Genomic DNA, 14,878 nt, shown 5'->3' with positions numbered 1-14,878 from the left:
CCCATTCAAGTACAAAAGCAGTTTATAGACATTCTTTTATAATATAGTATTTATGAATGTATCAAGCCCACCCAGTGTACCATTTTGGCCATTTATAGTTTACGGTGCTTTTGTTTTGTTGTTAATGATCCTTATTATTTCCCTTTCCTATTTTTTGGGACAACGTCATACTGATCGGGCCACCGGTCAGCCTTATGAATCGGGCATCATAGAAACCGGGTCGGCAAGACTGCGGTTTTCGGCGCAATTCTACCTTGTGGCCATGATATTTGTCATTTTTGATATCGAAGTAGTATTTATTGTTTTATGGGCCCTGGCATTTAATGAATTAGGATGGCCGGGCTATATAAGCATTTGTATTTTTATTGGGCTTTTGTTTGCTGTACTTATATATGAATGGAGCATTGGAGCATTGGATTTTGGACCTGATGGGAAGAAAATTCTAAAAGCTTATCAAAAACTAAACCTAAAGAAACCTACAATATGAAATGGTGGCTTAGTAACCCGGCTGAACCGGCTAGCACGCTAAAAGGAACAGGTTCTTTTGAAGAGTCTGTTGGGCAAAGCGTTATGCTTACTACAGTTCAGGATTTGCTCGCCTGGGGTCGAAAAAATTCCATGTGGCCCTTTCATTTTGGCCTTTCGTGCTGTTTTGTGGAAATGGCAACCAGTTTAACCAGCAAATATGATGTTGCACGTTTTGGAGCAGAAGTAATACGGGGAACTCCCCGTGAAGCTGATGTAATGGTTATAGCCGGAACCGTTTTTGTAAAAATGGCTCCAATCATTAAACGTTTGCACGAGCAAATGATGGAACCTAAATGGGTGATCTCGATGGGCTCCTGCGCCAACTCCGGCGGCATGTATGATATTTACAGCGTTGTACAGGGGGTAGATAAGTTTTTACCGGTAGATGTATATGTTCCCGGATGCCCGCCCCGGCCTGATGCTTTTATGCAGGGGTTGATGCTCCTGGCTGCTTCGGTAGGGAAAGAACAAAGACCTTTAAGTTGGGCCATTGGACCCCAGGGGGTTATAAAACCCGAACAAGTATCAATGAAGGAAGAAAAAAGGGAAGAACGTAAAAAGATGATCGATTTCCGTTCGCCTGATGGGATTTAAATTGGATTTAAGAAATGCACTAGCATGCATTAGTATTTAATATAAACCTAAATAAAGTATAAAGAGCATGGATAACTATTCAGGCTTGACAGATGAATTGACCTCTGAATTTGGAGGGTCTGTTTTTACTCATCAACTTACAGTTGATGAGATTACTACTTTATGGGTCGCAAAAGAAAACATAACAAGGGTACTTAGCTATCTTAAGCACACCATCCACCATCCTTTTGAATTACTGTATGACCTCTGTGCTATTGATGAGCGAAGCTATGCTAAAAAGAATGGATCGCCGCTATCTGATTTTACCATTGTTTATCACCTGCTTTCATTTGAACGAAATATTTTTATCCGCCTCAAAGTAGCCTTACATGGCGATCATCCGTCAATACCATCTATCAGTTCTTTATGGAAAAATGCCAACTGGTATGAGCGGGAAGTTTATGATATGTTCGGCATAAATTTCGAAGGCCATCCTCATTTAACCCGCATACTGATGCCGTTGACCTGGGAAGGCCACCCGTTGAGAAAGGAACATCCTGCAAGGGCCACCGAAATGGGGCCATTTAAACTTTGGGATGAAAAACAAGACAGGGAGCAAAACGCCCTGCAATTCCGCCCCGAAGACTGGGACTTAAAAAGAGCAAGCGAAGATGCCGATTTTATGTTCCTTAATCTTGGTCCTCAGCACCCCGGTACACATGGCGTTTTACGTATTATCCTCCAGCTGGACGGTGAAGATATCGTTGACGCCGTTCCGGATATTGGTTTTCATCATCGCGGAGCAGAAAAAATGGGCGAGCGCCAGTCATGGCATACCTATATCCCTTACACTGATAGAGTGGATTACCTGGGTGGGGTAATGAACAATCTGGCCTATTTACTGGCTGTTGAAAAACTGGCCGGTATCATCGTTCCCGAAAGGGTAAAGGTAATGCGCATCATGCTATGTGAGTTTTTCCGCATAGCAAGTCACCTGGTATGGTACGGTACATTTGCGCAGGATTTGGGGCAGCTTTCGCCTGTATTTTACATGTTTACAGATAGGGAGAAGATATTTGATATTGTGGAAGCTATCTGCGGAGCCAGGATGCATCCAAACTGGTTTAGAATTGGAGGAGTTTCCCAGGATTTACCCAAGGGCTGGGATAAATTGGTGAGCGAGTTTGTAGCTTATTTTCCAAAACAACTGAAAGAATATCACCAGATGGTGATGCGTAACAGCATTTTCAAAGGCCGAACAGTGGGTATAGGCATTTATACAGTAGAAGAAGCAATAGAGTGGGGGGTAACCGGTCCTGGTTTACGGGCTTGCGGGCTTGAATGGGATTTCAGAAAAAAACAGCCGTATTCTGGCTATGAAAATTTTGAATTTGATATTCCAACAGCACAAAATGGCGATTGTTACGATAGAGCAAAGGTACGTGTTGAAGAGATGTGGCAAAGCCTGCGCATTATTGATCAATGCCTAAAAAATATGCCCGAGGGAAATTATAAGGCCGATCATCCTTTAACTACGCCACCTCTTAAAAAGAATACGATGCAGGATATTGAAACCCTCATTACCCATTTCCTGAATGTGAGCTGGGGGCCGGTAATCCCCGCCGGCGAAGCTATGAGTTGTATTGAGGCTACCAAAGGAGCCAATAGCTATTACCTGACCAGTGATGGCAATACCTCGCCCTATAGAGTGAGGATCCGAACGCCTTCATTCCCGCATATGCAGATGTTGCCATATATCAGCAGGGGATACACGGTTGCCGATTTATTATCCATTTTGGGCGCCATGGATTATGTACTGGCCGATATAGATAGGTAAAACTCTCAGTAAATGGAAGTTAAGGATAAAAAAGAATACGATACAAATTCCTGGTTGGCTAAAACAAAACGATTATGCTATCAGCGGAAGAAATATTGAAAATAGACCATGAGATCGCGCTTGTTCCGGTCAGGAAAGCTGCCTGTATAGAGGCGTTGAAAATTGTGCAGAATCATCGTGGGTGGATCTCAGATGAAAGTCTTCGGGCTATTGCAACCCACATGGGTATGTCTGCCGAGGAACTGGAGAGTGTGGCAACATTTTATAATCTCATTTTCCGTAAGCCTGTAGGTCGAAATATTATTTTACTATGCGATAGTATTACTTGTTATGTAATGGGTTATGAAAAGATATATGAGCATCTGCAATCCCGGTTGCATATCAAGTTCGGAGAAACTACGCCCGATGCCAGGTTCACCCTTTTGCCTAACCCCTGCCTGGGCACTTGTGATCATGCCCCTGCATTAATGATTAATGATGATTTGTACAGGGATTTAACCAACGATAAACTGGATGATATATTAAAAGAGTATAAATAATAACATGGAAACGCCGCTGACGCAACATATTGACATGAATCGCCTTTCGCTTAATCTTAAAGATTATGTGCGTGTGGGCGGGTATCATGCTGTGCACAGGGCTATCACGATGTCTCCACGGGAAATTACAAAAATGGTGCAGGACTCAGACCTTAAAGGCCGTGGCGGCGCTGGTTTCAATACGGGAATTAAATGGAGTTTTGTGCCGATGGATGATAACGCGCAAACCAAGTACCTGGTTGCCAATGCCGATGAGATGGAGCCTGGAACTTTTAAAGACCGCCTGTTGCTTGAAGGTAATCCACATCAATTACTTGAAGGTATGATTGTATCGGCTTATGCTATACAAGCCAATATATCCTACGTTTTTTTGCGCTGGGCCTATAAAAAAGCCGCCCGGCTCATCAGGCATGCTATCGATGAAGCTTATGCGGCCGGTTACCTCGGAAAAAATATTTTAGGCTCTGGTTTTAACCTCGAAATGCACTTGCATACAGGCATCGGCAGATACATGTGTGGGGAAGAAACCGCTTTGTTAAATGCGCTGGAAGGGAAAAGGGCTACTCCCCGCACCAAGCCTCCTTTTCCCCAGGTAAGTGGTTTATTTGGTAAGCCAACCATTGTTAATAATGTAGAAACCCTTTGCAATATTCCGCATATCGTTAATAATGGGTCTGATTGGTTTAGAGGCCTGAGTCCCGGTGCTGATGCGGGGACTAAATTATATGGTGTTAGTGGCAAAGTGAATAAGCCCGGCTTATGGGAATTGCCAATGGGAACTACCATGCGGCAGCTGATTGAAGAGCACGCCGGCGGAATGAAAAATGGCTTCAAATTCAAAGGTGCCCTCCCCGGGGGCGCTTCTACCGATTTCCTGGTAACAGAGCACCTTGATATTAAAATGGATTACAAATCGGTCGCTGCGGCCGGCAGCCGTTTAGGCACAGGCACAATGATCATACTGGATGACCAAACTTGTCCGGTTGGGTTTGTACACAACCTGGAGCACTTTTTTGCGCAGGAATCCTGCGGCTGGTGCACACCCTGCAGGGAGGGTTTGCCCTGGACAGAAAAGATTTTGCTTTCTATTGAAAATGGAGAAGGACGACCAGAAGATTTGGAATTATTAAAAATGCATACTAAACATTTAGGCCCCGGTAACACATTTTGTGCCCTGGCGCCAGGTGCAATGGAGCCGCTGCAAAGCGGCCTGAAATATTTTAAAGAAGATTTTGAAAAGCATATAAACGAAAAAAGATGTCCGTGGAGGTAAAATACAATGGCAGCAATTTATATTGATGGTAAAGCTTACGAAGTAAAGCCCGGCAAAAATTTGCTCGAAACCTGCCTTACGCTGGGTTTTAACTTGCCTTATTTTTGCTGGCATCCCGCCATGGGTTCCGTAGGCGCCTGCCGCCAATGTGCCATTAAACTCTTTAAAGACGAGCAGGATACCAATGGCCGTTTAGTAATGTCATGCATGGAAGTGGTGAAAGACAACATGTATCTATCTGTTAACGATCCCACTGCCAAAGATTTTCGCTCGCAGGTTATAGAATGGCTCATGACTAATCATCCGCATGATTGCGCGGTTTGTGATGAGGGCGGTTCATGCCATTTACAGGACATGACCGTGATGACAGGTCACACCTACCGTAGGTTCCAATACAAAAAGCGTACTCATAAAAATCAGTACCTGGGTCCGTTTATCAATCATGAAATGAACCGCTGCATACAGTGTTACCGTTGCGTTCGGTTTTATAAAGACTATGCAGGCGGGAAAGATCTTGATGTATTTGCAGCTCATGATCATGTTTATTTTGGCAGGGCGAAGGATGGCATACTGGAAAACGAGTTTAGCGGCAACCTGACAGAAGTTTGCCCTACCGGAGTTTTTACCGATAAAACCCTTAAAGAACATTATACCCGAAAATGGGACATGACCATGGCGCCCTCTATTTGCCAGCATTGCAGCCTGGGTTGTAATATTATTGCTGGGGAGCGCTATGGGGAACTCAGGCAGATCACCAGCCGGTTTAATGGCGAGGTAAACGGTTATTTCATTTGCGATAGGGGGCGATTTGGTTATGAATTTGTAAACAGTATTAACCGTATCCAGCAACCTTTAATACGGGGCAAAGTTCCGGATGCGGTAGGCAAACAAGATTTATATAACCACCTCAAAACTGTTTTATTAAACAATAAGGTGATTGGTATTGCCTCTCCGCGGGCATCATTGGAATCGAACTTTGCCTTGATGCAACTGGTAGGAAAAGATAATTTTTACCAGGGCATTTCAGAAACCGAAGCCCAGCTGATGCGCACTATACTCCATACTGTAAATTCGGGGCACATCCATACACCCACTTTAAAAGAAACTGAAGCGGCCGATGCTGTTTTGATACTGGGAGAAGACATAACTAATGCTGCACCACTATTGGCGCTTACGGTACGGCAGGCTATAAGTAAAAAGCCTTTTGAAAATGCACAGCGAATAAATATTCCCTCCTGGCATGATGCCGCATTACGTGAGTTTGCCCAACAGGAAAAAGGAGAACTCTTTGTAGCTTATCCCACTCAAACCAAGCTGGACGAAATTGCCTCAGATAGCCTGCATATATCGCCCGATGATATTGCACGGTTAGGCTTTACCATTGCAAATTCCCTGAACAATGGAGCCCCTGCGCCCAGGGGAATAGGTGATGATACATTAAAACTTGCCCATCGCATTGCAGATGTCCTGAAAAAAGCTGAAAGACCACTGATCATTTGCGGAACAAGCCTGGGCAATGAAGCTATTCTTAAAGCGGCTTCAAACATTGCATTTGCCTTGGGTGCTAAAGATAAAAAAGCCAGCCTGTGCTTTGTGGTTCCTGAATGTAACTCGATGGGATTGGCGATGATGCAGGCGCCATCGTTAAAGCAGGCTGCAGATGTTTTGAAAAAGGGTGAAGCTGATACCGTAATTATTATAGAAAATGATCTGTATCGCAGAGGAGCTAAAAAGGATATTGATAGCTTTTTTGACGATTGCAAACAAGTTATAGTACTTGATCATTTGCATAATGATACTACTAATCGGGCCAATGTATTAATACCGGTTGGCACCTTTGCTGAAGCCGATGGGACGATAGTGAACAACGAAGGCAGGGCTCAGTGTTTCTTCCAGGTATTTATGCCGAAGAATGAAAACCTCCGAGAAAGTTGGCGATGGCTTGATGAATTAAGACAATTTAAAAATGGAGTAAGTCCGGAAGATCTGGTCGCTCCCGGTGATTTGATGGCCGAAATGGTGGGATTAATGCCCCAATTTAAAGGAGCAGAAACAGTAGCGCCACCCGCTGACTTCCGCATTGCCGGCCAGAAAATTCCCCGCGAGCCGCATCGCTATAGCGGCCGCACGGCTATGCTGGCCAACATTAATGTAAGTGAACCGAAACCACCCGAAGATCCCGATTCGGCTTTATCATTTACGATGGAGGGTTTTAAAGGAATGCCGCCGGCTCCTTTAGTTCCATTTTACTGGGCACCAGGCTGGAACTCGGTACAATCCATTAACAAATATCAAACAGAAGTTGGAGGACCTTTGCAGGGCGGCGATCCGGGCAAAAGGTTGTTCCAGGAAATTGGCGTTGCCGAAAATGAGTTTCTGAATAATATACCGCCGGCTTTTAAACCACGTACCGGCGAATGGCTACTTGTGCCACTGCAGCACATATTTGGCTCCGAAGAGCTCAGTATCTATACACCCGGTATTGCAGAGCGATCTCCTCAGCCTTATATCGCCATTAATAAACATGATGCGGCAAATTTAAATATCAGCGAAAACGACATCATGCGGGTGCAGATCACAGATCGACTTTATCAGTTGCCTGCAAAAATAAAAGAAGAACTACCGGAAGGCCTTGCAGGTATACCTTTCAATATTCCCGGACTGGGCGGAATTGCCTGGCCGGCAACAGGAATCTTAACAAAAGCAGCGATATGAGCACAATACTTCAATATATCCTGATGATTGTAATTGTATTATTTACATTAACTACAATTGCTGCCTGGCTGATTTGGCTGGAACGGAGAATGCTGGCACTTTGGCAGGATAGATATGGCCCAAATCGTGCTGGCCCGTTTGGTTTGCTCATTGTAGTTGCCGATACCATTAAACTGTTTTTCAAGGAAGACTGGATTCCTCCATTTGCTGATAAAACAATTTTTGTGATTGCTCCAACTATTATTGGCGCTACGGTACTCATGAGTTTCGTGATCATTCCTTATGCACCGGGCCTTCTCATCGCCGACCTGAATATTGGCCTGCTGTTTTTCCTGGCAATGTCATCCCTCGGTGTTTACAGCATAGTGTTGGGCGGCTGGGCATCAAACAATAAATATTCGCTGCTCGGCGCACTACGTGGGGCCTCGCAAATGATCAGTTATGAAGTATTTATGGGACTCTCGCTGATGGGGGTAGTGATGTTTTCAGGCTCATTCAGGCTTACAGATATTGTACTTGCTCAAAAAGGTTGCTGGTATATTATTACTCAGCCGGTAGCTTTCGTTATTTTCATGATAGCAGGTATTGCCGAAACTCATCGGCTGCCGTTTGATATCCCGGAAGCAGAAAGCGAGCTTGTGGCTGGTTTTCATTCGGAATACTCGGGGATGAAATTCGGGATGTTTTTTATTGGCGAATACCTGGGTATCACCCTCATTTCGGCTATGGTAGTTACCCTGTTTTTTGGTGGTTGGTTAGGGCCGGCATTCTTGCCTCCTTTAGTTTGGTTTACACTTAAAACTTTTGTTTTTATCGTGTTTTTCATCTTACTGAGGGCCTCGCTCCCCAGGCCCAGGTATGACCAGCTGATGGAATACGGGTGGAAAATATTATTACCCCTGGCTTTACTAAACTTATTAATAACGGGAGGGATTGTATTAATGATGAAAAAGTAATGATGTCATAACAGGTATAGCGATTAACTAAGGGCGGGACGCGACGATTTAAAATTCACCCTTTTATCAGTGATAATGTAAAAGAAGAGAAACGATGATCAGTATATTAAGAACAATTGGACTCACTTTTCTGCATACGTTCAGAAAAAGGGAAACCATCCAGTATCCTGAAGAAAAGGTAGTGCTGCATCCACGCTGGCGTGGACGAATTGTATTGACTCGCGACCCCGATATGGGCGAGCGTTGTGTGGGGTGTTATTTATGTGCCGCTGCCTGCCCGGTGGATTGCATCTCATTGCAGGCTACCGAAGATGAGAATGGCAGAAGATATCCCGAGTTTTTTCGTATCAATTTCTCCAGATGTGTTTTTTGCGGCTATTGTGAAGAAGCTTGCCCTACATATGCTATTCAGTTAATTCCCGACTTTGAGATGGCTGAATATAACCGGCAGAACCTGGTTTATGAGAAAGAAGATTTATTGATAGATAGCCAGGGGAAATATCCCGGCTATAATTATTACAAAGTTGCAGGATTGGCTGCAGGTATAAAAGGAAAAGGTGAAGGCGACAACGAGGAACCACCAGTTGATATACACAGTTTATTACCTTAAAAATGGATATCGTTTTTTACATAACCGCCTTTGTAACCGTGATTTCCACAGTCATGGTCATCTCCAGGCATAACCCGGTGCATGCGCTGCTGTACCTCATTATTTCCTTGTTATCCATTTCTGTAATCTTTTTTTTGTTGGGTGCGCCATTTGCAGCATTGCTTGAAATTATCATCTATGCCGGTGCAATCATGGTGCTCTTTATTTTTGTGATCATGCTTTTAAACCTGGGCCAGGACACTGCGAAACAAGAGAAAGAATGGCTTAAACCAAAGGTTTGGATTGGTCCGGCAATTTTGTCGGCTATTCTTTTTGTGGAATTGGTTTACCTGATCATTACAGCTCATACCGGATCATACAACCTGCAAATTATTGATCCCAAGGGCGTTGCTGTTTCATTGTTTGGGCCATACCTTATCTGTGTAGAACTGGCGGCTATGTTGTTAATGGCGGGTGTAGTAGGCGCGGCACATATAGGGCAGCATAAAAAAATGATTTTGCACAGGTTTTTAAAAGGAGAGGAGCCATCATGAAATTATCCATATCTATAGAGGTAGTTATGTTACTGGCAGGCTTGCTTTTCGTGCTGGGCATTGCCGGTGTCATCATCAGGAAGAACATCATTTTTATGCTGTTATCTGTAGAGGTAATGCTAAATGCTTCAGGTTTGGCCTTTGTGGCGGCAGGCTCACGCTGGGCACAACCAGATGGGCAGGTGATGTTCATCTTTATCCTGGCTATGGCAGCAGCAGAGGTATCCATTGGATTGGCGCTTATTCTACAAATTTATCATCAGCATAAATCATTAGATATTGACAAGTTGAAAGAAATGAAAGGGTAATTTAAAGTTGGAATAGGGTTAAAGCAAAAAACACGTATAAATAAAAGCAATATGAATAACCTGTTATGGCTTGTACCAGTTTTGCCTTTTGCCGGTTTTTTGATACTGGCATTGGCAGGTAAACGTATACCCCGTGTTTGGGTTGCAATAATTGGTGCAGGAAGCGTAAGCCTTTCAGCTGTCATCGTGCTTGTAATTGGTATCAGTTTTCTGTCTCATCCCCCTGCTACAGGTAACTACTCCCAAACCCTCTGGACATGGATGCAGGTAGGTGGTTTTAGTCCTAAAATAACGCTTTTCCTGGATGCGCTATCACTCGTTTTTGTTTTTGTAATCACGTTTATCGGTGCTCTGATACATATTTATTCGGCAGGTTTTATGGCGGATGATAAAGATTATTCACGCTTTTTTGCCTGCATGAACTTGTTTGTATTCTCTATGCTCCTGTTAGTTTTGGCGGATAATTTATTGCTGTTGTATTTGGGTTGGGAAGGCGTGGGTTTATGCAGCTACTTATTGATTGGTTTTTGGTATGAAAGTGCAGTCAACGGATATGCTGCCCGCAAAGCTTTTATTATCACCAGGATTGGTGATACGGCCATGGCTATCGGGCTTTTTGTAATTTTTTACCAGTTTGGCACGCTGGCTATTCCAGATGTTTTGGCTAAGGCCCCGGTTTTATGGCAACAGGGGGCGTCAATAGCTACTGTTACAGCCCTATTGCTACTTGCCGGAGGGGTGGGGAAGTCTGCTCAGTTACCATTGCAAACCTGGCTGCCCGATGCTATGGCGGGGCCATCGCCCGTAAGTGCGCTAATCCATGCAGCTACTATGGTAACCGCGGGTGTTTATCTCATCGCCCGGATGCATGTTATTTTTCAATTATCGCCAATTGCACAAATGACAGTTGCTGTGATTGGAGCGGCAACCTTATTCATAGCTGGTTTCAGTGCCCTCACGCAATATGATATAAAACGGGTATTGGCTTATTCTACCATCAGTCAAATCGGGTATATGTTCCTGGCGTTGGGTGTAGGTGCCTGGACAGCGGCTATTTTCCATTTCATGATTCATGCCTTTTTTAAGGCGCTTTTATTCCTGGCAGCAGGCGCTGTGATAGAAGCCTTGCATCACGAGCACAATATGTTTAAAATGGGCGGACTTAAAAATAAGCTGCCGGTCATCTTCTGGACCTTTCTGATTGGTTCGGCCTCGTTAGCAGCGCTTCCATTAATTAGCGCCGGATTTTATAGCAAAGATCAAATACTATGGTATGCGTGGGCCAGCGAAGGAGGGAACCCTACGCTATGGTTTATTGCCTTGCTGGGGGCTTTCGTTACAGCAGTATATACAACCCGGATGGTAATTCTTGTTTTCTGGGGCGAAGCTAAGACCGAGATCGGCCATCATCCCGGCAAGTTAATGACCGTTCCATTAATTATCCTGGCATTTTTTTCTCTTTTTGCAGGCTTTATAGAACTGCCTCATAATTTTGGTCATCTTAGACTTTTTTCGGGTACGCTTCACCAGGTATTGCCCGAAACGATTTTAAAAGCCGGGATGAATACTGAACTGCAATTTCAGATCCTGGCACTCCTGGCTACTTTCGGCGGGATTTATCTGGCTTATGTGTTTTATTATAAACAACCACAACGTATTGAAAAATTAAAGCAATCAGGTTTTGCTGTGAACCTTTATTTCTTTTGGTTTTCGGGCTGGGGTTTTGATAAATTATACGATGTATTAATTGTAAGGCCTATTGTTTTTATAGCTCATATCAATAAAAATGATGTGGTTGATAAGCTTTATCAGGGTATAACATTTGTCACTATCCGCCTCTATCGATCCTTGTCATTTACCCAATCGGGGTCATTAAGGTGGTATATTATGGGATTGGTGATAGGTGCAATAATCATATTAAGTATACAAATAATGTTATGATACTTATTGATGTCATCGGTTTATTAATGGGAGGCGGGTTACTGGCGCTCCTGTTGGGGCAATGGAATAAAAACCTACCCCGCTGGATTGCGCTTTGTACACTATCAGTTGGTTTTATTGCTTTGGTAACTTTTTGGATCGATCAATACCGCACCGTTAATGTGCAGCTTTCCAATACATGGTTGATAGACTACCGGCATATCTGGATACCGTCATTTGGGATAAGCTTTCACCTGGCTATTGATGGGTTAAGCTTGTTGCTATTGGTGCTGACTTTTTTCCTTGGAATTTTAGCGGTGCTGTGTTCCTGGAACGATATAAAAGAACGCCTCGGTTTTTATTATTTCAATTTGCTTTGGATACTGGCCGGAATTTCAGGAGTATTCATGGCAATGGATTTGTTTCTGTTTTACTTTTTTTGGGAGGTGATGCTTATCCCGATGTATTTCCTGATTGGGATATGGGGAAGTGAAAACCGGGAATATGCTGCGTACAAGTTTTTTATTTTTACCCAAGCCAGTGGCCTGCTGATGCTGTTGGCCATCATTGGCTTATATTTTATCCATGGTAGTAATACAGGTGTTTACACCTTCAACTACTTTGAATTACTGGGAACCATCATTTCACCGGGTATTGCTTTTTGGTTGATGCTGGGTTTTATGATTGCCTTTGTGGTGAAATTACCTATAGTTCCCTTTCATACCTGGTTGCCCGATGCGCATGGCGAAGCGCCTACTGCGGGAAGTTTGATACTGGCAGGGTTGTTATTAAAAACAGGGGCTTATGGCATATTAAGGTTTGTTCTTCCTTTATTCCCTGAAGCTGCAAGGGAATTGGCACCATGGGCGATGCTCTTTGGTGTAATCGGGATTATTTACGGGGCCATCCTGGCTTACTCACAAACAGATTTGAAACGACTGGTGGCTTATACAAGTGTGAGCCACATGGGCTTTGTGATACTTGGTATTTTCGCTTTTAATGAGCTGGCACTCCAGGGCGTAGTAATGCAATTGGTTACACATGCAATAAGTACAGGGGCCTTGTTCATTATGGCAGGGATGCTGAAAGAACGCCTTCATACCCGTGATATTAACCAAATGGGAGGACTATGGACCCAAATGCCACAAATGGGGGCTATAGGAATGCTGTTTGCCATGGCGTCATTAGGCTTACCCGGATTGGGGAATTTTATTGCTGAGTTCCTGATACTATTGGGCGCCTTTAAAGCCAATGTATTGCTTACTGTCATCGCTACCATTGGGCTTGTTTTTTCTGCCATTTATTCCTTGCGTATTGTTCAGAAAGTTTTTTTAGGGCCATCAGAAAGACCGGATCTGGTTCGCGATTTTTCATTTAGAGAAATAGTGGTTATGGCAGTGCTCACACTATCAATAATTTGGCTGGGCTTGTATCCGCAGCCGGTCATCAATACAGTTAAACCGGTGATTAACAAGTTGGAGCATATTTTCCTAACGGAGAATAAAAGCGTGCAAAAAGAAAGTCATCAGGAAATACCGTCAAACACAAATAAATATCTGGTCAAAAAATAAGAAGAACACTATGTCAGGTAACGATTTCTTTGCTCTTACGCCATTATTATTACTTGCCGGTTCTTCCGTGTTGATCATGCTGCTGATTGCAGTAAAATTGAGTCACCGCGTAATTCAGCTAAGTAGTTTGCTTTTGTTTGCTGTCACCTTTTCTTCACTTTTTTATATTCAACAATCGCTTCCTTACCGCATCGAACCATTGCTGGTTATAGATGGATTTTCGGTGTTTATTATGGGCCTCATCATTTTTTCAAGTTTGGTGGTCAATATCCTTTCTTATATCTATTTTGAAGAAAAAGAGGAAAGCCCCAAGGAATATTACGTGCTGCTTTTTCTGTGTACCCTGGGAGCCTGTGTGCTGGCAGTTAGTAAGCATTTTATTTCGTTGTTCCTCGGGCTCGAAATCCTAACTGTTGGTTTATACGCCCTGATTGCCTATTTGCGGGTTAGGCATCATAATATAGAAGCGGGAATTAAATACCTTGTTCTGGCGGCATTTTCTTCGGCCTTTCTTCTTTTCGGGATGGCATTAATTTACCTGGAAACCGGAAGCATGGACTTTTCAATAATTGGTAGCCACCTAACCTCTGTTCAATCACTATCCCCTCTATTTCTTACAGGTTTGGGAATGATGTTAGTAGGAATAGGCTTTAAACTGGCAGTAGTCCCGTTTCATATGTGGACTGCCGATGTATACGAGGGAGCCCCTGCACCGGTAACCGCCTTTATTGCTACAGCCTCCAAAGGGGGAGTTTTTGCGGTGCTGCTCCGTTTTTTTATAATGATTGATGGCTTTAGGTTTAAGGTTGTGATGCTTATTCTGATCTGTATTGCCATTGCATCAATGATTATGGGTAACCTGCTTGCAGTACAACAAAAAAACGTGAAACGTATTCTGGCTTATTCGTCTATTGCTCACCTTGGTTACTTGTTAGTCGCTTTTATCCCTGGCAGTACAATGAGTATAAAAGCCGTTAGTTTTTATCTGATGGCTTATTTTATTACCACGTTAACCGCTTTTGGCATTGTGACCGTTTTATCCAATAAAGAAAAGGATGCGGAAGATATTGAAAGCTACAGAGCATTATTTTGGCAACACCCTGTTTTGGCCTGCATATTTAGTTCGGCTTTACTGTCCTTAGCCGGGATACCGCTCACAGTTGGCTTTGTTGGTAAATTTTATATACTGGCAGCTGGGCTTCAGGCGGGATTTTGGGTGACCGCATTTGTCCTGGTTATGAGTAGCGTAATTGGCTTGTACTATTATCTCCGGATTATCTCCACGATGTTCGCTGGCCAAAAAAGTATTGCACCTCAAGAAGAAAAAGCAAATCCGGTATTTTATATGGTAAGTATTATAGCTCTATCGGTTCTAAGCCTGTTAATTATTTGGTTTGGGGTTTATCCGGCAGGAATGATGGGTTTTATGGAGTATCTTAAACTCAAATAGAATGAAGTGAGAAACTCGCAATTCATGATGATTTATACAGCACTTGGTTTTCGCTTATTTTCTAA

Annotated in this window: 13 protein-coding genes; all 13 read left to right on the top strand. The window is 43.4% G+C overall.

From position 1 onward, the window contains the following. Positions 1 to 52: 52 nt before the first annotated feature. The 13 genes from AC1DYB_RS17055 (at position 53) to AC1DYB_RS16995 (ending at position 14,813) form a co-directional block, all read left to right on the top strand. Positions 53 to 487 carry an NADH-quinone oxidoreductase subunit A gene (locus tag AC1DYB_RS17055; protein WP_477397041.1) on the top strand — a complete coding sequence of 145 codons (435 nt, stop codon included), beginning with the start codon at positions 53 to 55 and terminating at the stop codon, positions 485 to 487. Next, the gene (nuoB, locus tag AC1DYB_RS17050; RefSeq protein WP_477436716.1) at positions 484 to 1,122 is read left to right on the top strand and encodes an NADH-quinone oxidoreductase subunit NuoB; all 639 of its coding nucleotides are present in this window, start codon (positions 484 to 486) and stop codon (positions 1,120 to 1,122) included. The genes AC1DYB_RS17055 and nuoB overlap by 4 nt, the downstream gene beginning before the upstream one ends. A 67-nt stretch (positions 1,123 to 1,189) precedes the next feature. Continuing rightward, positions 1,190 to 2,938, top strand: a complete 1,749-nt coding sequence (gene nuoC, locus AC1DYB_RS17045; protein WP_477436714.1) for an NADH-quinone oxidoreductase subunit C/D — start codon at positions 1,190 to 1,192, stop codon at positions 2,936 to 2,938. A gap of 74 nt (positions 2,939 to 3,012) precedes the next feature. After that, complete coding sequence (nuoE, locus tag AC1DYB_RS17040) at positions 3,013 to 3,477, top strand: NADH-quinone oxidoreductase subunit NuoE (protein WP_477436712.1); 465 nt, start codon at positions 3,013 to 3,015, stop codon at positions 3,475 to 3,477. A 4-nt stretch (positions 3,478 to 3,481) separates the two neighbouring features. Next, positions 3,482 to 4,750: an NADH-quinone oxidoreductase subunit NuoF gene (nuoF, locus tag AC1DYB_RS17035; RefSeq protein ID WP_477436710.1), complete on the top strand. Its 1,269-nt coding sequence runs from the start codon at positions 3,482 to 3,484 to the stop codon at positions 4,748 to 4,750. A gap of 6 nt (positions 4,751 to 4,756) precedes the next feature. Further along, entirely contained in the window at positions 4,757 to 7,465 is a 2,709-nt protein-coding gene (gene nuoG, locus AC1DYB_RS17030; RefSeq protein WP_477436708.1) for an NADH-quinone oxidoreductase subunit NuoG, read from the top strand. Continuing rightward, positions 7,462 to 8,421, top strand: a complete 960-nt coding sequence (gene nuoH / locus AC1DYB_RS17025; RefSeq protein ID WP_477436706.1) for an NADH-quinone oxidoreductase subunit NuoH — start codon at positions 7,462 to 7,464, stop codon at positions 8,419 to 8,421. The genes nuoG and nuoH overlap by 4 nt, the downstream gene beginning before the upstream one ends. Before the next feature lie 94 nt (positions 8,422 to 8,515). Then, positions 8,516 to 9,031 carry an NADH-quinone oxidoreductase subunit NuoI gene (gene nuoI / locus AC1DYB_RS17020; protein ID WP_477436704.1) on the top strand — a complete coding sequence of 172 codons (516 nt, stop codon included), beginning with the start codon at positions 8,516 to 8,518 and terminating at the stop codon, positions 9,029 to 9,031. Between the two features lie 2 nt (positions 9,032 to 9,033). Further along, positions 9,034 to 9,564 (top strand): NADH-quinone oxidoreductase subunit J, encoded by a 531-nt coding sequence (gene nuoJ, locus AC1DYB_RS17015; protein WP_477436702.1) that lies wholly within the window; start codon positions 9,034 to 9,036, stop codon positions 9,562 to 9,564. Then, the gene (gene nuoK / locus AC1DYB_RS17010) at positions 9,561 to 9,872 is read left to right on the top strand and encodes an NADH-quinone oxidoreductase subunit NuoK (RefSeq protein WP_477436700.1); all 312 of its coding nucleotides are present in this window, start codon (positions 9,561 to 9,563) and stop codon (positions 9,870 to 9,872) included. Before nuoJ ends, nuoK begins: the two co-directional genes overlap by 4 nt. A gap of 51 nt (positions 9,873 to 9,923) precedes the next feature. Then, positions 9,924 to 11,813 carry an NADH-quinone oxidoreductase subunit L gene (gene nuoL, locus AC1DYB_RS17005; RefSeq protein ID WP_477436698.1) on the top strand — a complete coding sequence of 630 codons (1,890 nt, stop codon included), beginning with the start codon at positions 9,924 to 9,926 and terminating at the stop codon, positions 11,811 to 11,813. Next, the gene (gene nuoM / locus AC1DYB_RS17000) at positions 11,810 to 13,363 is read left to right on the top strand and encodes an NADH-quinone oxidoreductase subunit M (protein WP_477436696.1); all 1,554 of its coding nucleotides are present in this window, start codon (positions 11,810 to 11,812) and stop codon (positions 13,361 to 13,363) included. Before nuoL ends, nuoM begins: the two co-directional genes overlap by 4 nt. Before the next feature lie 10 nt (positions 13,364 to 13,373). Continuing rightward, positions 13,374 to 14,813 carry an NADH-quinone oxidoreductase subunit N gene (locus AC1DYB_RS16995; protein ID WP_477436694.1) on the top strand — a complete coding sequence of 480 codons (1,440 nt, stop codon included), beginning with the start codon at positions 13,374 to 13,376 and terminating at the stop codon, positions 14,811 to 14,813. The last annotated feature ends 65 nt before the right edge of the window (positions 14,814 to 14,878 follow it).

Source organism: Mucilaginibacter sp. P2_A4 (assembly GCF_056405015.1).
The sequence above is the reverse complement of the archived record's forward strand: the minus strand, read 5'-3'. Positions and strand labels throughout refer to the sequence as shown.